The sequence below is a fragment of the Actinoallomurus sp. NPDC052274 genome (assembly GCF_040679475.1).
In the GTDB taxonomy this organism is placed as follows: Bacteria; Actinomycetota; Actinomycetes; order Streptosporangiales; family Streptosporangiaceae; genus Actinoallomurus; species Actinoallomurus liliacearum.
This window is the reverse complement of the sequence record NZ_JBFAUT010000018.1, coordinates 52118-70314: the sequence shown is the minus strand read 5'-3', so window position 1 is coordinate 70314 and position 18197 is coordinate 52118. Positions and strand designations below refer to the sequence as shown.

The following is an 18197-nucleotide window of genomic DNA, read 5'->3' as shown; positions in this document are numbered from 1 at the left end:
TCGGCGCGGGCTCTGGACCTGATCCGGATCATGCCGGCGAAGGGAGCGCACACGTGCACGTGGTCATCGTGGGCGGCGGAGTGATCGGCCTCGGGATCGCGTGGCGATCCCTCAGCCGTGGCATTCGGGTCACGGTCGTCGACCCGGAGCCGGCGAGCAAGGCGTCGCGGGTCGCCGCCGGCATGCTGACCCCCGTCACCGAGGCGAACTACGGCGAGGACGCCCTGCTGCGGCTCGGTATCGAGTCCCGCGACCGGTACCCCTCGTTCGTGGCCGAGCTGGAGGAGGTCTCCGGCCGGGACACCGCGTACCGGCGCGACGGGGTGCTGCAGGTGGCCCTCGACTCCGACGACCTGGCCGTGCTCGACGAGCTGCGCCGGTTCCAGGAGTCGCTCGGCCTCGCCGCCGAGGCGCTCACCGGCCGGGAGTGCCGCCGCCGGGAGCCCATGCTGGCGCCGTCAACGCGCGGCGGGCTGTTCGCGCCCGACGACGGCTCGGTCGACCCGCGTCGCCTGTCCGCGGCGCTGCTGGCCGCCGTCGACCGGCTGGGCGGCACTCTGGTCCGGGACCGCGCGGCCGAGGTCCTCACCGACCGCGACCGCGCCGTCGGCGTGCGCCTCGCCGGCGGCGACACCGTCCACGCCGACCAGGTGGTGCTGGCCGCCGGCCCCTGGAGCCACGAGCTGAAGGGGCTGCCGCCGGACGCCGTCCCGCCGGTCCGCCCGGTCAAGGGCCAGGTCGTACGCCTGCGCGGCCCGTTCCCCCTCCTGGGGAGCACCGTCCGCGGCCTCGTACGCGGTTCCTCGGTCTACCTGGTGCCCCGCGCCGACGGCGAGCTCGTCATCGGCGCGACCCAGGAGGAGATGGGCTACGACACGACGGTCACCGCCGGCGGGGTGTGGGAGCTGCTGCGCGACGCCCACGAGCTGGTCCCCGGCGTCACCGAGCTGGCCTTCGCCGAGGTGACCGCCGGGCTGCGGCCCGGCTCGCCGGACAACGCCCCCGTCCTCGGGCCGTCGGCGCTGCCCGGCCTGCTGCTCGCCACGGGCCACTACCGCAACGGCATCCTCCTCACGCCGGTCACCGCCGACGCCATGGCGGACGTCATCGCGACCGGAGAACCGCCCGAGGTCATCCGGCCGTTCGCACCCGGAAGGTTCCGAGATTGAAGATCACTGTCAACGGCTCCGAACGGGACGCCCCCGAGGGTTCGTCCGTGGCCGGCGTGGTCACGTCGCTGACCGAACACCCCACCGGCGTCGCCGTCGCGCTGAACGACGAAGTCGTGCCGCGCGCCGACTGGAAGACCACGATTCTGCGCGAGTCGGACCGCATCGAGGTGCTGACCGCCGTCCAGGGAGGCTGACCATGCAGCGACACGCCGAAGACGTCCCCACGGCCGACCGGCCCGAGGGCGGCACCGGCCCGGAGCCGCTCGTCATCGCGGGCGAGAGCTTCGAGTCCCGGCTGATCATGGGTACGGGCGGGGCCCCGAGCATGCGGGTCCTCGAAGAGGCGCTGACCGCGTCCGGCACCGAGCTGACCACGGTCGCGATGCGCCGCGTCGGCGCGGACACCCCCGGGTCCGTCCTCGACGTGCTCCGCCGGTGCGGCATCCGGGTGCTGCCGAACACCGCGGGGTGCTTCACGGCGGGCGAGGCCGTCCTCACCGCCAAGCTCGCCCGCGAGGCCCTCGGCACCGAGTGGATCAAGCTCGAGGTCATCGCCGACGAGCGGACCCTGCTGCCCGACCCGATCGAGCTCGTCGACGCCGCGGAGCGACTCGTCGACGACGGGTTCGTCGTGCTGCCGTACACCAACGACGACCCGATCCTCGCGCGCCGCCTCGAGCAGGCCGGCTGCGCCGCGGTGATGCCCCTCGGCTCCCCCATCGGCTCCGGTCTGGGCATCCGCAACCCGCACAACATCGAGCTGATCGTCGAGCAGGCCGGGGTGCCCGTGATCCTGGACGCGGGCCTGGGGACCGCCAGCGACGCCGCCCTCGCCATGGAGCTCGGCTGCGACGCCGTCCTGCTCGCCACGGCCGTCACCCGCGCCCAGTCGCCCACCATGATGGCCGCGGCGATGCGGCACGCGGTGGAGGCCGGTCGGCTGGCCCGCCTCGCGGGCCGGATCCCCAAGCGCCGGTACGCGCACGCGTCCTCGCCGTGGGAAGGACTGAGCTCTGCGGGCTGACCGGAGGGACCACGCCCCGCCGGTCGACCGTCCGGCGAACCGGCGAGGAATCCCCCGCCGCGCCGGGCACGCCCATGAGCAGGCCGTTCGCCTCGCGGTCGGTCTCGATCCCGCAAGGATTGATGCTTTGATCCTGAGTCAGGACGAGTATGCCCCCGAATCCCTAATACACTCCCCCTGATGGATACGACGGTTGCGGACCCCCTCGTCGGGCAGGTGCTCGACGGGCGTTACCTCGTACGGTCACGTGTCGCCCGGGGTGGCATGGCCACCGTTTACGCCGGTCACGACACCAAGCTGGACCGTACGGTGGCGCTGAAGGTCATGCATGCGAACCTCGCCATGGACGAGGAGTTCGTCCGGCGTTTCATCGGTGAGGCCAAGAGCGCGGCCGCCCTGTCCCACCCCAACGTGGTGGCGGTCTATGACCAGGGCACCGACAAGGGCTATGTCTTCCTCGCGATGGAGTACGTCCCTGGGCGCACGCTGCGCGACCTGCTGACCGAGCGCGGCCGGCTGGGCCCGCGCGAGGCGCTGCAGGCCATGCAGCCGGTGCTGTCCGCGCTGGGCGCCGCGCACCGCGCCGGGCTGATCCACCGCGACGTCAAGCCGGAGAACGTCCTGCTCACCGCCGACGGGCAGGTGAAGGTCGCCGACTTCGGCCTGGCCCGCGCCGAGACCGCGAGCAAGCAGACGAAGACCGGCATGATCATCGGTACCGTCGGCTACCTCGCGCCCGAGCAGGTCATCTCCGGCGACGCCGACGCCCGTACGGACGTGTACGCCGCGGGCATCATGCTGTTCGAGCTGCTCACCGGCCGCCAGCCGTACGAAGGCGGCACGCCGCTGGCCGTCGCCTACAAGCACGTCAACGAGACGGTGCCGCTGCCCTCGAGCGTCATCCCGGGCCTGCCGCCGCAGATCGACGCGCTGGTGGCCAGCGCCACCAACCGCGACCCGGCGCGCCGGCCGTCCGACGCCGACCACTTCCACGCCGCGGCGGGCGAGGTGTACCGCCTGCTGCCACCGGAGGTCGACGCGTCGCTGGCCGGAGTCGCGCCGACACCGCCGCCGCCCTCGGCTCCCGCGCTCCCGGCACCCGCCGTCGGCCCCACGGTCACGGACGGCTCGACGCAGATGCTCGGGCACCACGCCGGCGGCTACGCGCCGCCGCACGCGGGGACGCAGATGCTGGGCGCGCACACGATGACGGTCCAGCACGAGCCGCCGCCGCCTCCGACGATGCGCGACCGGCTGCTGCGGCCGCCGGGGCTGTACGCCGTCATCGCCGGCGCGCTCACCGTCGTGCTGCTGCTCGGCGGGATCGTCTGGTATCAGACGGTGGGCAACAAGGAGGCCGTGCCCAAGCTGGCGGGGTTGACCGAGGAGCAGGCCCGCGTCGCCGCGGAGAACGTCGGGCTCAAGGTCAAGGTCGGGTCCTCGCGGTTCGACCCGAAGATCCCCAAGGACAGGGTCGCCGAGGTCCAGCCGCAGGCGGGCACCAAGGTCGAGAAGGGCACCCTGCTCACGTTGATCCTGTCCAAGGGCAGGCAGCCGGTCGCGATCCCGGATGTCAAGAACGATCCGCTCGACACGGCGAAGCAGAAGCTCCAGCAGGCGGGGCTCACTCCTGGTGACGTGGTGAAGGACGCCAGCACCACCGTGCCGGTCGGCTCGGTGATCAGGACCAGGCCCGCCGCCAGGACGATGCAGAGCCCGGATGACCCCGTCACGCTCGTGGTCAGCAGGGGCATCACGATGCCGAAGCTGGTCGGCCTCAAGCGCGACGTCGCCGCCCAGAAGCTGAGCAAGCTCGGTCTCAACCCGCAGTGGCAGGAGCAGGACCCGGGCGACGGGCAGCAGCCGAACACCGTCATCAACCAGGACCCACCGTTCGGCCAGCAGCTCACCCCGGGCCAGACCGTCACCGTCACCGTGACCAAGGCGCAGAAGGACTGCGCGCCGCTGGACTTCGCCTGTCTGTGGCAGCGAATGCACGGCCACGACCAGCAGAACGGCCAGCCGGCGCCGGTCCCCGGCGTGATGGGCCAGCCGATCGCCCAGGCCGCCCAAGCGCTCGTACAGGCCGGTTTCCAGGTGCAGGTCACGGGCGGCCAGCCCGGCGACCCCGTGACCGGACAGGACCCGCCCCCCAACACCCCGACGCCGAAGGGCTCGGTCGTCAAGATCTGGCACTGAGCGTCTTGCCGGCCCGGCGTCCGCGCCGGCAAGACGAGGCTAGGCTGGATCGGTCATGGTCAGAACAGATTTCAACGCGATCGGCGCGCACGTCCCGGTGGCCGGCGGGCTCGCGACCGGCGGGCTCCGCTACGCCGCCGAGATCGGGGCCGAGGCCGTCCAGGTCTTCGTCAGCAACCCACGGGGCTGGGCGCGGGCCGCCGGGAAACCCGAAGAGGACCGGCGGCTGCGGGAGCACAGTGAGCAGCACGACCTGCCGGTGTTCGTGCACGCGCCGTACCTCATCAACCTCGGGTCACCGAGCCCGGAGACGATCGACCACTCGGTCGCGTCGATCCGGCACGCCCTCCAGCGCGGTGTCGTGATCGGCGCGCGGGGCGTGGTCGTGCACACCGGCTCGGCGGTGTCGCAACCGCGCGAGGACGCGATGCGACAGATCCGCGAGCACCTGCTGCCGCTCCTGGACGAGATCCCCGCCGACGGTCCCGACCTGCTCCTGGAGCCGATGGCCGGCCAGGGGCAGATGCTGTGCGCCACCGTGACCGACCTGGGGCCCTACCTCGACGCCGTCGACCGGCATCCCCGCGCCGGGGTCTGCCTCGACACCTGCCACGCCTTCAGCGCCGGGCACGACCTGACGGCGCCGGGAGGCGTCGCCGCGATGCTCGAGGCCCTGGCCGAGACCGTGGGGGCCGACCGGCTCAAGCTCATCCACGCGAACGACAGCAAGGACCCCTGCGGGTCGTGCCGGGACCGCCACGAGAACATCGGCGCCGGGCTGATCGGCGCCGCGCCCTTCGCCGAGTTGTTCCGTCATCCGGTCAGCCGCGGGGTGCCGCTCGTCATCGAGACCCCGGGCCGCAGCGCGGAACCGCACCGCGCGGACATCGAGACCCTCAAGAAGCTCCGCGCCGGCTGACCGCCGCCCGGCCTCCCGCTCGCGCCCGGCTCGACCTTCCGCCCGCGCCCGGCTGACCATCGCGCGGCTCCCCGCCCGCGCCCGGCTGACCGCCGACCGGTCTCCCGTCCGCACCGGCTGTCCGCCGCTCGGGCTCACGTCGTGCCCCACGCCTCCCACGCCCGCGCCGGGCATGAAAAAGGCCTGGGTGCTGCTGAACAACCCCCCGACCGTTCAGCAGCACCCAGGCGCGCCGCCTGGCGTCCACCCCCCCGAGTCGGAGCCTGGCGGCCGTCCCGAGAACGTTGCTGTGTCCGAAACCCTAGGGTCCGCGCGCCCCGCCGCGAAACCCATCTGGCCCTCGCCTCGGCAAACGGTTCGTAGTGAGCGGTATACGTTCGGTAAGCCAGGGCCGAGCGGTCGGTGCGACGCGACGAACGGTCTCAGCCCGGCCCGCCCGGCTCGGGACCCTCGGGCAGGTGCATGCGGGCCATCGCGCGCTCCGTGCGCTCGGGGACCTGCCCGGGGGTGAGCAGCGACACCGTGACGGTCACCGCGAAGGCCAGCGGGACGGTGACGATGGCCGGCTGCTCGACGAGCGTGCCCAGCCAGCCGGACCCCGGGCCGGGGTCGCTGAGCACCCGCGCCAGCCCGGTCGCGGCCGCAGGCACCCCGCCCGCGACGATCCCCGCCATCGCGGCGGGCGGCGTGAGCCGCCGCCACCACACCCCCAGGACGAGCAGGGGGCACAGCGACGAGGCGGCGACGACGAACGCGACGGTCACCAGAGCCGCCGACTGGGGGCTGCAGGCCCAGGGCGCGATGAGCAGGGGCACGGCGACGGCGACCAGGACGGCGGTGCGGAAGCCACGTGCTCCCCCGCCGAGTCCCTGCGCGATGCTGCCCGACACGGCCACCACGACGCCGCAGGAGGTGGAGGTGAAGGCGGCGAACGCGCCGGTCGCGATGAGGGCGGTCAGCAGGTCGCCCGTGACTCCGGGGACCATCCGGTGCGGCAGCAGGAGCAGCGTCGCGTCGGTCTCCCCGGTCATCAGCAGTTCTGGGGTGTACACCCGGCCGAGGGTGCCGAACAGCGCGGGGAACAGGGAGAACACCGCCAGCATGAGGACGACGAGCCCGGCCGTGCGCCGGGCGGTGCGCCCGCAGGAGTTGGTGTAGAACCGCACGGTGATCTGCGGTAAGCCCATCGTCCCGAGGATCGTCGCGAGGAGCACGGAGTACGTCGCGGCCAGCGGGTGTTCGCGGCCGCCCGCGAACGGCGTCGCCCAGCGGTCGCCGCGCAGCAGCGCGATCCGCGACGTGCGCGGCACCGGCGCGCCGGCGGGGAACCGGATACGGGTGCCGGCGCGGACCCGGTGCCGGCCCGCCACGAGGCGCAGCCGCTCGCCGTGGTGACGACGGCCGTCGAGGACACCGGTGACCGCGACCGCGACCGGAGTTGTCAGGTGGATGCCCGCGGCCGTGTCGGCGGTGACGGTGGTGTCGCGGTGGAAGTACGGCGGCCGGGCCGCGTCGGCGTCGTTCTGCAGCCGCCAGACGGCGATGAAGACGAGCGCGGGGATGGTGACGGCCATCAGCTTCAGCCAGAACTGCACGGCCTGCACGCCGGTGATGCTGCGCACCCCGCCCGGCAGGACGAGGACGACCACCGCCGCCACGACGACGAGCCAGCCCATCCACACGGGCAGTCCGCTGATCACCGACAGCGTGACGCCGGCGCCCTGGAACTGGGGCAGCAGGTAGAACCAGCCGATGACGAGCACGCACGCGCTGACGGCGCGGCGCACCCGCCGCGAGCCCAGCCGCCACTCGGCGAAGTCCGACAGCGTGTACGCGCCGGAGCGCCGCAGCGGGGCCGTGACCGAGGCGAGCAGCACGACGTGACCGGCGGCGGCGCCGATGGGCAGCCACAGCATGTCCGCGCCGTACGCGAGGACCAGGCCGGCCATGCCGAGGAACGCCGCCGCCGAGACGTACTCGCCGCTGATCGCCGAGGCGTTCCACCACGGGGAGACCTCACGGGCGGCGGCGTACAGGTCGGCCCCCTGGGCCGGTCGGCCCCGCGCCGGCACGGTCGCGAGCGAGGCGATGAGCAGGGCCATCGCGAGCATTGTGATCATTTGTTCTCCTCGCCCGGTGGGGAGGTGTCACCGGCTCCGGTCACTCGCGCCGGGCCATGGCCGCGAAGTCGCGCTCGGCCCGTTCGGCGAGGCGTACGTGCCGGCGCGCGACGGCGACCCACACCACCGGGACGACCGCGGACAGCACGAGCCAGGGCAGCCGGACGCCGAACAGCCGGACCCGCGACAGCGCGGGCTCCCACGCGAACAGCAGCGGTAGCCCGCCGCTGACCAGCGCGACGATCGCACACGTCAGCGCGGCGTGCCCCGCCTGGACGCGCATGAGCGACCGGACGGGCGCCGGGTCCGTCCCGTCCCGGTCTTCGGCGGCACGGTGTGGGAGCCGCGGCGAGCCGCTGGGCGGCCCGGTGACGGTGACGCGTTCACTCATCGGGCGAGGGCGGCTCATCGGGTGCCGGCGGCCGCTGCCGGAAACGACGGATCAGCAGGTCGCGAACCTCCCGGGCTTGGCGGCGGCTCACCGGCAGCCGCAGGTCGCCGATCTGTACGACCGTGCGGCCCTCGTCGAAGTGCAGCTCGGTGATGTGCGCCGCCGCGACGAGCGTCTTGCGGTGGATGCGGATGAACCCGGCGGCCTGCCACCGCTCGGCGAGCGCGGCGAGCGGCATCCGGAGGAGGTAGCTGCCCTCGGCGGTGTGCAGGCGGATGTAGTCGCCGTGCGTCTCGGCGTGGGTGACGTCGGCGCGGGAGATCAGCCGGGTGCGGCCGCCGAGCTCCACCGGGATCACCTCGTCCGCCTCCGGCTCGTACGGCGCGGTGTCCCGGTGCACGATCTCGTCGACGCGCCGTACGGCCTCGCCGAGGCGGTCGGGGTCGATCGGCTTCAGGAGGTAGTCGACGGCGCCGAACTCGAAGGCGGTGACGGCGAACTCGTCATGCGCGGTGACGAAGACGATGGCGGGCGGGTCGGCGAAGCCGGCGACGAGGCGGGCGAAGTCGATACCGTCCAGTGCGGGCATGCAGATGTCGAGGAAGACCGCGTCGAGCCGCTCCCCGCTCTTGATCATCCTGCCGATCTCGCGCAGCGCCTCGGCGGCGTCGCGGGCGGGCGTGACGTGCTCGATTCGCGGATGCCGACGAAGCAGGTAGGTGAGCTCCTCCAGCGCGGGGGCCTCATCGTCGGTGGCGAGGACGCGAAGCATGGCAGGAGACTCCCTCTTTTACGCAGAGTATGCAACTCATTTCACCAAGTAGTTGTTTTTCATTACCGGGATGCGACGGCGGTGTGGCTCTTCGGCACGCGCAGGCTGACCTTCATCCCCGCCCCGACGGCCGTCTCGATGACCAGGCCGTACTCCTCTCCGTAGACCTGACGCAGGCGGTGGTCGACGTTCACCAGGCCGATGCCGCCGTGCGGCGCGCTCTCCCGCCCCTCCGCGAGGAGGTCCCGCAGCCGGCCGGGGTCCATCCCGACCCCGTCGTCCTCCACGCTGATCGCCGCCTCGGCGCCGGCGTCCCCGGCGACGATCCGGACGTGCAGCCGCTCCATGCCGCCGCACCGCATGCCGTGCCGGATGGCGTTCTCCACCAGCGGCTGCAGGGACAGGAACGGCACCGCGACCGGGAGCACCTCGGGCGCGATCTCGACGGTGAAGCGCAGCCGCTCGTCGCCGAAGCGCGCCCGCTCGAGGAGGAGGTACCGGTGGATCGACCGCAGTTCCTCGGCCAGCGTCGTGAAGTCGCGCCGGTCGCGGAACGAGTAGCGCGCGAAGTCGGCGAAGTCGAGCAGCAGTTCGCGGGCGCGCTCGGGGTCCGTGCGGATGAAGGACGCGATCGTGGTCAGCGAGTTGTAGACGAAGTGCGGGGAGATCTGGGCGCGGAGGGCCCGCATCTCCGCCTCCATCAGGCGCGTCTTCGACGACTCCAGCTCGGCCAGCTCCAACTGCCCGGAGGCCCAGCGGGCGACCTCGCCGAGGGTCTGCAGGCGTTCGTCCCGGACCCCCGCGCCGTACGCCGCGAGGGCCCCGGCGACGCGGCCCTCGATGGTCAGCGGCGCGATCACCGCGGCCCGGACGGGACAGCCGGGGTCGCCGCACGCGATCAGCTCCGACACGACCACGCGGGGCCGCCCGGTGCCGAGCACCTGGGCGGCGAGCGGGACCACGGTCTCGGCGTGGGCGTCCCCGGCGCCGTCCCAGGCGAGCAGGCGCTCGGTGTCGGTGACGGCGACGGCCGGGACGCCGAGGAGCTCTCGCAGGTGACGGGCCGCCCGGCGCGCCGACTCCTCGGTCAGGCCGGTCCGCAGGGAGGCCGACGCCAGCGAGATGGTGTGCAGGACGGCGAACGTCGCCTCACCGCCCGGCGCGTCCGGCCCGTCCGGCCCGTCGCGTCGGCGGACCGAGCCGAGCGACCAACCCGCGGCGGCCGCCATCAGCGCCGCCGTGGCGGCCAGGACCGCCTCGACCGATATCCCCACCATGACCACAGACGGTAATGCCATCGTCACGGAAACGTCGGGATTTCGGCAACTCCCCTACGCCGGAGGCTCGTCCTCCTGGTAGGAGTACCGCTGTTCGCGCCACGGGTCGGCGATGTTGTGGTAGCCCCGCTCCTCCCAGAAGCCACGGCGGTCCACGGTGAGGTACTCGATGGCGCGCACCCACTTCACGCTCTTCCAGCCGTATAGGTGCGGCACCACCATCCGCAGGGGCGCGCCGTGGTCGGGCGTGAGCGGCTCACCACCCTGGTGGGTGGCCAGCAGCGTCGTCTCCTCAAGGAAGTCGATCATGCGCAGGTTGGCGCTGTAGCCGTACTCCGCCCACACCATGACGTGGGTCGCGTCGTCGGCCGGGGGCGCCAGCCGGACGAGCGTGGCCGTGAGGATGCCCTCCCACTCGACGTCGGGAACGGTGAACTTCGTGACGCAGTGGAAATCGGCGGCGACCCTGCCCCGCGGCATCGCCTGGACCTGGGGCCAGGTCCAGCGGTACTCCCGCCCGGCCTCGGTGGCGCCGTACACGCGCAGGTCCCAGGTGGCGGGGCGGAACTTCGGCACCGGGCCGTAGTGCAGGACGGGCCAGCCGCGCGGAACGTACTGTCCCGGCGGGAGGCGGTCGTCAGGCCCCACCGCGTCGTCCTCGACTCTCCGATTGCCCGCTCATGGTCATCGGCCATCCTGCCATCCCCCGCGCACGGGGTGTGCCGAACCCCTCCGCCCACGGCGCGCGGCGCATCGGCTAGGCTGTCGTCCATGCGCAACGTCTTCTCCTTTACCTATGGCGGGCCCGGGACACGGGTGACTGCCGGAAGGACGCTGCGCTAGAAGGCAACCACCGACAGATGCCCCGGGCCCGATGGGTCCGGGGCATTTGTCGTTTCCGGCCAAGAACCGACTGTTTCGGAAGAGGAAGCATCATGGTCGTTGTCATGTCCGCCGACGCGGAGGAAGCCGATATCCAGGCCGTCGTCACGGTCGTCGAGAGCGCGGGCGGCGAGGCGTTCGTCAGCCGGGGCGTCAACCGTACGATCATCGGGCTGGTCGGCGACGTCGAGCAGTTCGGCACGCTGAACCTCCACGCCCTGCGCGGCGTCACCGACGTCGTACGGATCTCGGTGCCGTTCAAGCTGGTCAGCCGGGAGAACCACCCGGACCGTTCGGTCGTGCGCGTCGGCGGCGTGCCGATCGGCCCCGGCACCATGACGCTCATCGCCGGGCCGTGCGCGGTCGAGACGCCGGAGCAGACGCTCCAGGCCGCGCGGATGGCCCAGGCCGCGGGCGCGAGCCTCCTGCGCGGCGGGGCTTTCAAGCCGCGCACCTCCCCGTACGCCTTCCAGGGACTCGGTGAGAAGGGCCTGCGCATCCTGGCCGACGTGCGCGCCGAGACCGGCATGCCCATCGTCACCGAGGTGGTGGACGCGCACGACGTCGAGCTCGTCGCCTCGTACGCCGACATGCTCCAGGTCGGCACCCGGAACATGCAGAACTTCGCGCTGCTGCAGGCCGTCGGCGGCGTCGGCAAGCCCGTCATGCTCAAGCGCGGGATGAACGCCACGATCGAGGAGTGGCTGATGGCCGCCGAGTACGTCGCCCAGCGCGGCAACCTCGACATCGTGCTGTGCGAGCGCGGCATCCGCACGTTCGAGAAGGCCACCCGCAACACCCTCGACATCTCGGCCGTCCCGGTCGCGCAGCGGCTGTCGCACCTGCCCGTCATCGTCGACCCGTCGCACTCCGGCGGCCGGCGCGACCTCGTGCTGCCGCTGACCCGCGCGGCGATCGCGGTCGGCGCCGACGGCGTGATCATCGACGTGCACCCGAACCCGGAGAGCGCGCTGTGCGACGGCCCGCAGGCCCTCGTCGACGACGACGTCCGCGAACTGGCGCAGACGGTGCGCGACCTGCCGCCCATCGTCGGCCGCACCCTCGCCACCGCCTAACCGCGGGCGGCGCGCCGTCCGGAGGTCCTCCGGGCGGCGCGCCCGGTTCGAGGTCGGACGCCCCGATCGTCTTCGCGGTACGCGGACGGTAGTCTGCCCCGTATGGCGTACTACACCGCCCAGCTCGGGCCGCCCCGGTTCTGACCGGGGCCACCACTCCTACGCCCGGCACCGCCGGGCGCTTCTTCTGACGCCGCCGCCGAGCGGCTCTTCGGCGCGCCCCGGATCTCGCGTTCCTTCGAACCGTTCGATATCTGGAGCGTTCTCCTTGACCACCACTGAGGTCTCCTCCGCCGCGCCCGCGCGCCGGCGGCTCGGCGGGTCCGCCGACATCGTCCTGGCCGCCTCCCTGTGGGGCACGACCGGTACCGTCCGCAGTTTCGTCCACGCCAGTCCGGTCGCCGTGGGCGCCGCCCGGCTCCTCATCGGCGGCGCCTTCCTGTTCGCCGTGGCCCTGCGCTGCGGCGGACTGCGGCCCCTGCTCGCCCGCGGCACCCGCACCCGGCTGATCCTCCTGCTCGGCGCGGCGCTCGTCGCCGTCTACCAGGTGGCGTTCTTCTGCGCGGTCGCCCGTACCGGCGTCGCGACCGGCACCGTCGTCACGATCGGCAGCGGGCCCGTCTTCGCCGGTCTGCTGTCCCGGCTGCTGCGCATGGGCACGCTCACCCGGCGCTGGCTGCTCTCCACGGCGGGGGCGGTCGCCGGGTGCGCCGCGCTCACCCTGGGCGGCCAGGCCGCCGGCGTCGAGCCCATCGGCGTCGCGCTGGCCCTGATCTCCGGGTTCGGCTACGCCGCGTACGCCACCGTCGCGTCGTACCTGATCACCCGGGGCGACGACAGCCGTGCGGTGCTCGGCGCGCTGTTCGGCGGGTCCGGAGTGCTGCTGCTGCCGGTGCTGCTCGTCGTCGGCTCCGGCTGGCTCCTCACCGGGCCGGGCGCGGCGGCGGCCCTCTACCTCGGCGTGATCACCACCGGGCTCGGCTACCTGTTCTACGGCCGGGGGCTGCGGACGACCCCGGTCGCCGCCGCCACCACCCTCACCCTGGCCGAGCCGGCGGTCGCGGCCGTCCTGGGCCTATGCGTCCTCGGCGAGCACCTGAGCGCGCTCGCCCTCGGCGGTCTGGCCCTCCTCGCCGCCAGCCTGCTCGTCCTCACCGTGCCCACCCGCTCCCGCTGAGCCTGCCGGGCCGGGTGCCCACCCGTCGATTCCCGCGCCGTCTACTCAGGCGAGCTACCGTCTCGCCTGAGTAGACGGCCACGTCAGCGGCACCGGCACGGCCTCAGCCGGCCGTTTCAGAAGCCGCACTGAGCGATCAGACGTATAGCAAAGAAACGTCGTATTTCTGCACCATCGCGTCCCGGGTCACCAGCGTCAGGCCTTCGGCCTGTGCCTGCGCTACGAGCATCCGATCAAACGGATCCCGGTGTATGGAGGGCAATCTCCCCGCGACCATCGCGTGGTGCGCCGTTATAGGGAGCTCCCGCAGATCGCAGGCCGCCACCTGCTCCGGAATATCGGCAGGACCGATCTTCCCCGTCGCCTGCTTGATCGCCAGTTCCCAGATGGAAGCCGCGCTGAGGAACACGTCGGGTTCTGTGTCGATCCGTTCCTTGACGTCGTCCGCCAACTCCGGGGCATCGGTCAGCCACCACAGGACGACATGTGTGTCCAGCAACAGTCTCACGGTCAGAGCCCGAAGTCGGTGGCGATGGCGGCATTCGTCTGGTCCGAGTCCCAGTCATCGGCGAGTGCAAGCCTGCCGCGCAATGACCCCCGCCCCTTGCGGTGGACCCGAGTGGCCAAAGGCACCACCTTGGCGACGGGCTTCCCCGCACGGCTGATGATGATCTCTTGGCCTTCCTCGACCCGATCTATGATCCGGGAGAGGTGTGTCTTGGCCTCGTGGATGTTGAACTGCTCCGCCGTTCGTTCGGACATGAGCACCTCCTGAGTCGACCAGACTAAGTCTAGTCAAGTAGGTTCCGGCCTACCGAGGTTCGCGAGATGACGACTTCCCCTCGGGAAGTCTCACCCTGCTCGCCATGCGCTTGCCTCGTCACGTAGGCGCCCCGATCTGCGCGACCTCGTCGGCCGTCAGAGTGACCTCTGGTGCGCCAGCCAGGAGGACGACGGCGGCAAGCCGGGAGGGGCGGCGATCGGGTGACCTCGCCACCCATTCGACCACAGTCGGCCACAGCCCGATTGCTTTATGTAGCGATTGGATAGCCTCAGGCATGACCGAGCCCCACAGCCCCACCGTGCGCGGACGCAAGCTGGCGAGCGAACTGCGCCGACTGCGCAAGGACGTCGACCTCGCCGTCGAGGAGGCTGCCGCCCAGCTCGGCTGGAGCCGCTTCAAGGTCAGCCGGATCGAGAAGGCCCAGACGAAACCAACGATCGCCGACCTCCGCGCGATCCTCGACCTCTACGGCGTCGGCAACGCCAACCGCGCCGCCCTCATCGAACTCCATAAGAATTCCTGGCGCCGGGGCTGGTGGACGGACTACTCCGATGTGTTTCGGGGCTCGTACGTGGCGTTGGAAGACGACGCCGTAACGATCGAGGAGTGGAGCCCGCAGCTGATCCCCGGACTACTGCAAACCGACGACTATGCTCGTGCCGTCATCCGCGCATCACTGCCTGGGGACGAGGCGGTCGTGCAGCGGCGAGTGCAGGCGCGCTCTGCCCGCCGGACCTTGCTCGGCCGTACCGACCGGACAGCGCCGACCTTCATTGCGATCATCGATGAGGCCGCGCTACGGCGGCCGATCGGTGGTCCCGAGGTCATGCGCAGCCAGCTCCGCGCGCTTCTGGACGCCGCTCGGCGACCGAACGTCAGCTTGCGCGTGATGCCGTACGCGACCTGCGTTGAAGTCGCCGAACTCGACCTCGACTCCATCAAGTAGCCGTACGAACAGTGAGGCCCCCGGCTCTGCCGGGGGCCTCACTCAAGTCCTGTCCGCGGTCGTCTCGGATGCTCAGGCGGTGGGCTCGCCGTAGGAGGGGCGGTGCTGCTGGAGGTTGGTGGCGAGCTGCTCGGCCATCTCGCCCGCGTCGAGGCGCTTCTCGATCTGGCGGAGGTCCTCGATCTTGGCGCGGGTCTCGGCGCGGCGGGGGGTGAGGACGGTGCAGCAGTCCTCGTCGGGCAGCTCCGAGATGCTCAGGGTGTGGATCTTCCTGGCCTCGGCCATGATCTCGGTCTTGTCCATGCCGATGAGCGGGCGCAGGATCGGCAGGCTCACCGCGTCGTCGAGGGCCGTGATGTTCTGCATGGTCTGGCTGCTGACCTGGCCGAGCGAGTCGCCGGTGATGAGCGCCGCGCCGCCGAGGTTCCCCGCGACGACCTCCGCCGTCTTCAGCATCAGGCGGCGCTGCGCGACGATCTGCAGCCGGTCGGCCCCGGAGGACTTGATCTGCTGCTGCGCCTTGCCGAACGGCACGACGAACAGCCGCGACCCGCCCTGGAACTTGTCCAGCTCGCGCACCAGGGCGTACGCCTTGTAGATCGACTCCGGGCCGGTGAACGGCATCCCGGAGAAGTGCAGGAAGTCGACCCGCAGGCCGCGGCGCATCATGCGGTACGCGGCGACGGGCGAGTCGATGCCGCCCGACATCAGCACCAGCGCCCGGCCGCTCATGCCGACCGGCAGGCCGCCGGCGCCGGGCGTGCCGTCGGTGAAGACGAAGACCTCGCGCTGGTCGACCTCGATGAACACCGCCAGGTCGGGGTGCTTGAGGTTGACCGGCAGGTCGTAGCGCTCCTTCACCTTCGCGCCGACGAGGGCGTTGAGGTCGGAGGAGGTGATCGGGAAGCGCTTGTCGCGGCGGCGCGCGCGGATGGCGAACGCGCCCTTGCGGGCCAGCGCGGGGTGCTGCGCGACGAGGTCGAGGGCCGCCTGGACGGTCGCGTCGACGTCCTTGTCGACCCGCCAGGCGCGGTGCACCCACACGATGCCCATCACGTCGGTGAGCCGCCGGGCGACGGCGTCGACGTCGGCCAGCTCGCCGCTCTCGGTGCGGACGACGATGACGCCCTCGCGCTGCCAGAGGTTGATCTTTATGCCGAGCCCCTTCACGGCGGCCCGGATGTTGTTCTGCAGCCGCCGCTCGAACAGCTCGCGGTTCTTGCCCTTGAGGACGATCTCCCCCAGTTTGAGGAGAACGCAGGGCTCACCGACGACGGCGGGCCGCTCGGCGTTCTGGGGCTGCGTCGTGGTTTCGAGCGTGGGCATGCGTCCAACCTCCAGCGGACACTGACGGGGTGCGAACATCAAGTGTCGCGCACGAACGCGACTGTCTGGACCGAACGCCCGGCCGGCGGTCGCTGTTCCCTTCCAGTGTCACCGATCGGACGGCCGTTCGAAATGATGAAGGCACCACACGGCGGTGCGGTGCCTTCAACGATCGTACGGGCGAGGAAGCCTCGGCGATCAGCCGAAGAAGACCTCGGCCTCCTCGTAGCGCTGGACCGGGACGGTCTTGAGCTGGTCGGTGGCGGCGCTCAGGTCGACGCGGACGATCTCGGTGCCCTGCAGGCCGACCATCTTGCCGTACGCCCCGTCGTGCACCGCGTCGATGGCGTGCACGCCGAACCGGGTGGCGAGCACGCGGTCGAACGCGGTCGGGGTGCCGCCGCGCTGGATGTGGCCGAGGACCGTGGTGCGGGCCTCCTTGCCGGTGCGCTTCTCGATCTCGGCGGCGAGACGCTCGCCGATGCCGCCGAGACGCACGTGACCGAAGGCGTCGAGCTCCTGCGTCTGCACGTCCATCTGGCCGTCGACCGGGTGGGCGCCCTCGGCGACCACGATGATCGGGGCGTACTTCGTCTGGAAGCGGCTCTCGACGTACCCGCAGACCTTCTCGATGTCGAAGGGCTTCTCCGGGATGAGGATGACGTTCGCACCCGACGCCATGCCGGCGTGCAGCGCGATCCAGCCCGCGTGCCGGCCCATGACCTCGCAGATCAGCGCGCGGTGGTGCGACTCGGCCGTGGTGTGCAGCCGGTCGATGGCCTCCATCGCGATGTTGACCGCGGTGTCGAACCCGAAGGTGTAGTCGGTGGCGTTGAGGTCGTTGTCGATGGTCTTGGGAACGCCGACCACCTTGACCCCCCTGTCGTGCAGCTGACGCGCCACACCCAGGGTGTCCTCGCCGCCGATGGCGATGAGCGCGTCGACGCCCAGCCCGGCGAGGTTGTCCTTGATCCGCTCGACGCCGCCCTCGATCTTGATCGGGTTCGTCCGGGACGAGCCGAGGATGGTGCCACCGCGCGGCAGGATGCCGCGGACCGCCTGGACGTCGAGCGGCGTGGTGTCGCCCTCGAGCGGACCACGCCAGCCGTCGCGGAAGCCGACGAACTCGTATCCGTAGACCTGGATGCCCTTGCGGACGACGGCGCGGATGACGGCGTTCAGCCCGGGGCAGTCACCGCCGCCGGTCAGCACTCCGACTCGCATGCCCAACTCCTCCGTGTAACCCTGGATTCACCCGCCAGCCTAGTGGCGCGGGTAGGACCTGATCGAAGACGGCGCGCCCACCGGGCACACCTCTCCGATTGGTCTAGACCATAGCGGAAAGCGGCCCCTCTGATCAGCCCTTCGAGGTGTTTGATGCCCGCTCGGCACCCTGCTCTTCCGCCCGGGTGAGTTCGTCCGCCGTTGCCCTCCCTGCCGCGGGGCCGGGCGCGGCGTCGTCCTTGACGTCCGCGGCGTAGCGATCGACGTACTCCTGGCCGGACAACCGCATGATGGCGTACATGATCTCGTCGGTGACCGCGCGCAGCACGACCCTGTCGTGCGCCATGCCGTAGTACCGGGAGAAGTCGAGCGGCTCGCCGAACCGCACCTCCGGGCGCGGGCGCAGCTTGGGCAGCGGCCGCCCGGCGGGCATCAGCTCGAAAGTGTTGATCATGGCCATCGGGATGACCGGCGCGCGCGACTCCAGGGCCAGCCGGGCCACGCCGGTCTTGCCGCGGTAGAGCCGCCCGTCCGGGACGCGCGTGCCCTCCGGGTAGATGCCGAGCAACCGGCCCTCGGCCAGCACCCGCAGCCCGGTCCGCAGCGCCGCCTCGCTCGCCCGGCCGCCCGTACGGTCGATGGGCACCTGCCCGACGCCGCTGAAGAACAGCCGGCTGAGGAGGCCCTTCAACCCCGTTCCGGTGAAGTACTCGGCCTTGGCCAGGAACGTCACCTTGCGCGGCAACGGCAGCGGCCCGAAGAAGTGGTCGGCGAAGGAGAGGTGGTTGCCGGCCAGGATGGCCGGACCGTGCCGCGGAACGTTGCGCGTGCCGTGCGCCCGCGGTCGCCAGACCAGATACAGAATGGGACCCAGGATGGCCTTGACGACCCAGTAGAACAACGCCCCG

The 18197-nt window shown here is 71.7% G+C and carries 18 protein-coding genes; 8 read left to right on the top strand and 10 right to left on the bottom strand.

Going from position 1 to position 18197, the window contains the following annotated elements; all coding sequences use genetic code 11:
* The first annotated feature begins 53 nt into the window (after positions 1–53).
* The 5 genes from thiO to AB0K82_RS17610 all read left to right on the top strand — a co-directional run bounded on the left by thiO (position 54) and on the right by AB0K82_RS17610 (position 5314).
* Positions 54–1169 carry a glycine oxidase ThiO gene (gene thiO / locus AB0K82_RS17630; RefSeq protein WP_364398042.1) on the top strand — a complete coding sequence of 372 codons (1116 nt, stop codon included), beginning with the start codon at positions 54–56 and terminating at the stop codon, positions 1167–1169.
* Positions 1166–1366 carry a sulfur carrier protein ThiS gene (gene thiS, locus AB0K82_RS17625; protein WP_364398041.1) on the top strand — a complete coding sequence of 67 codons (201 nt, stop codon included), beginning with the start codon at positions 1166–1168 and terminating at the stop codon, positions 1364–1366. Before thiO ends, thiS begins: the two co-directional genes overlap by 4 nt.
* Positions 1367–1368: 2 nt before the next feature.
* Positions 1369–2196 carry a thiazole synthase gene (locus AB0K82_RS17620; RefSeq protein ID WP_364398040.1) on the top strand — a complete coding sequence of 276 codons (828 nt, stop codon included), beginning with the start codon at positions 1369–1371 and terminating at the stop codon, positions 2194–2196.
* Between the two features lie 180 nt (positions 2197–2376).
* Positions 2377–4395: a Stk1 family PASTA domain-containing Ser/Thr kinase gene (gene pknB / locus AB0K82_RS17615; RefSeq protein WP_364398039.1), complete on the top strand. Its 2019-nt coding sequence runs from the start codon at positions 2377–2379 to the stop codon at positions 4393–4395.
* A 55-nt stretch (positions 4396–4450) separates the two neighbouring features.
* A complete protein-coding gene (locus AB0K82_RS17610; RefSeq protein ID WP_364398037.1) occupies positions 4451–5314 on the top strand; it encodes a deoxyribonuclease IV in 864 nt (287 codons plus the stop codon).
* 422 nt (positions 5315–5736) lie between these two features.
* Here AB0K82_RS17610 and AB0K82_RS17605 read toward each other — a convergent pair whose 3' ends face one another.
* From AB0K82_RS17605 to AB0K82_RS17585, 5 genes are all read right to left on the bottom strand, one after another.
* Positions 5737–7434 carry a cation acetate symporter gene (locus AB0K82_RS17605; RefSeq protein WP_364398035.1) on the bottom strand — a complete coding sequence of 566 codons (1698 nt, stop codon included), beginning with the start codon at positions 7432–7434 and terminating at the stop codon, positions 5737–5739.
* 40 nt (positions 7435–7474) lie between these two features.
* Positions 7475–7825 carry a hypothetical protein gene (locus AB0K82_RS17600; RefSeq protein WP_364398033.1) on the bottom strand — a complete coding sequence of 117 codons (351 nt, stop codon included), beginning with the start codon at positions 7823–7825 and terminating at the stop codon, positions 7475–7477.
* Positions 7818–8597: a LytTR family DNA-binding domain-containing protein gene (locus AB0K82_RS17595; protein ID WP_364398031.1), complete on the bottom strand. Its 780-nt coding sequence runs from the start codon at positions 8595–8597 to the stop codon at positions 7818–7820. Before AB0K82_RS17595 ends, AB0K82_RS17600 begins: the two co-directional genes overlap by 8 nt.
* A 62-nt stretch (positions 8598–8659) precedes the next feature.
* On the bottom strand, positions 8660–9874 hold the full coding sequence (locus AB0K82_RS17590) for a histidine kinase (RefSeq protein WP_364398029.1): 1215 nt from the start codon (positions 9872–9874) through the stop codon (positions 8660–8662).
* 54 nt (positions 9875–9928) lie between these two features.
* On the bottom strand, positions 9929–10522 hold the full coding sequence (locus AB0K82_RS17585) for a sulfite oxidase-like oxidoreductase (RefSeq protein ID WP_364398027.1): 594 nt from the start codon (positions 10520–10522) through the stop codon (positions 9929–9931).
* 287 nt (positions 10523–10809) lie between these two features.
* Between AB0K82_RS17585 and aroF the strand changes: the two genes are divergently transcribed.
* Both aroF and AB0K82_RS17575 read left to right on the top strand, forming a co-directional pair.
* Entirely contained in the window at positions 10810–11832 is a 1023-nt protein-coding gene (aroF, locus tag AB0K82_RS17580) for a 3-deoxy-7-phosphoheptulonate synthase (protein ID WP_364398025.1), read from the top strand.
* A 268-nt stretch (positions 11833–12100) separates the two neighbouring features.
* Positions 12101–13009 carry an EamA family transporter gene (locus AB0K82_RS17575; protein WP_364398024.1) on the top strand — a complete coding sequence of 303 codons (909 nt, stop codon included), beginning with the start codon at positions 12101–12103 and terminating at the stop codon, positions 13007–13009.
* A 136-nt stretch (positions 13010–13145) separates the two neighbouring features.
* Here the strand turns inward: AB0K82_RS17575 and AB0K82_RS17570 are convergent, their stop codons facing one another.
* A complete protein-coding gene (locus tag AB0K82_RS17570) occupies positions 13146–13517 on the bottom strand; it encodes a type II toxin-antitoxin system VapC family toxin (RefSeq protein ID WP_364398023.1) in 372 nt (123 codons plus the stop codon).
* Positions 13518–13519: 2 nt separating this feature from the next.
* Positions 13520–13771 carry a type II toxin-antitoxin system prevent-host-death family antitoxin gene (locus AB0K82_RS17565; RefSeq protein WP_364398021.1) on the bottom strand — a complete coding sequence of 84 codons (252 nt, stop codon included), beginning with the start codon at positions 13769–13771 and terminating at the stop codon, positions 13520–13522.
* Between the two features lie 296 nt (positions 13772–14067).
* On the opposite strand from AB0K82_RS17565, the gene AB0K82_RS17560 reads away from it, so the two are divergent.
* Entirely contained in the window at positions 14068–14739 is a 672-nt protein-coding gene (locus AB0K82_RS17560) for a helix-turn-helix transcriptional regulator (protein ID WP_364398019.1), read from the top strand.
* Positions 14740–14811: 72 nt separating this feature from the next.
* Here the strand turns inward: AB0K82_RS17560 and thiI are convergent, their stop codons facing one another.
* From thiI to AB0K82_RS17545, 3 genes are all read right to left on the bottom strand, one after another.
* Positions 14812–16065 carry a tRNA uracil 4-sulfurtransferase ThiI gene (gene thiI / locus AB0K82_RS17555; protein WP_364398017.1) on the bottom strand — a complete coding sequence of 418 codons (1254 nt, stop codon included), beginning with the start codon at positions 16063–16065 and terminating at the stop codon, positions 14812–14814.
* A 198-nt stretch (positions 16066–16263) separates the two neighbouring features.
* Entirely contained in the window at positions 16264–17289 is a 1026-nt protein-coding gene (locus tag AB0K82_RS17550) for a 6-phosphofructokinase (RefSeq protein WP_345358043.1), read from the bottom strand.
* A 133-nt stretch (positions 17290–17422) separates the two neighbouring features.
* Positions 17423–18190 carry a lysophospholipid acyltransferase family protein gene (locus AB0K82_RS17545; RefSeq protein ID WP_364398015.1) on the bottom strand — a complete coding sequence of 256 codons (768 nt, stop codon included), beginning with the start codon at positions 18188–18190 and terminating at the stop codon, positions 17423–17425.
* Positions 18191–18197 lie beyond the last annotated feature (7 nt).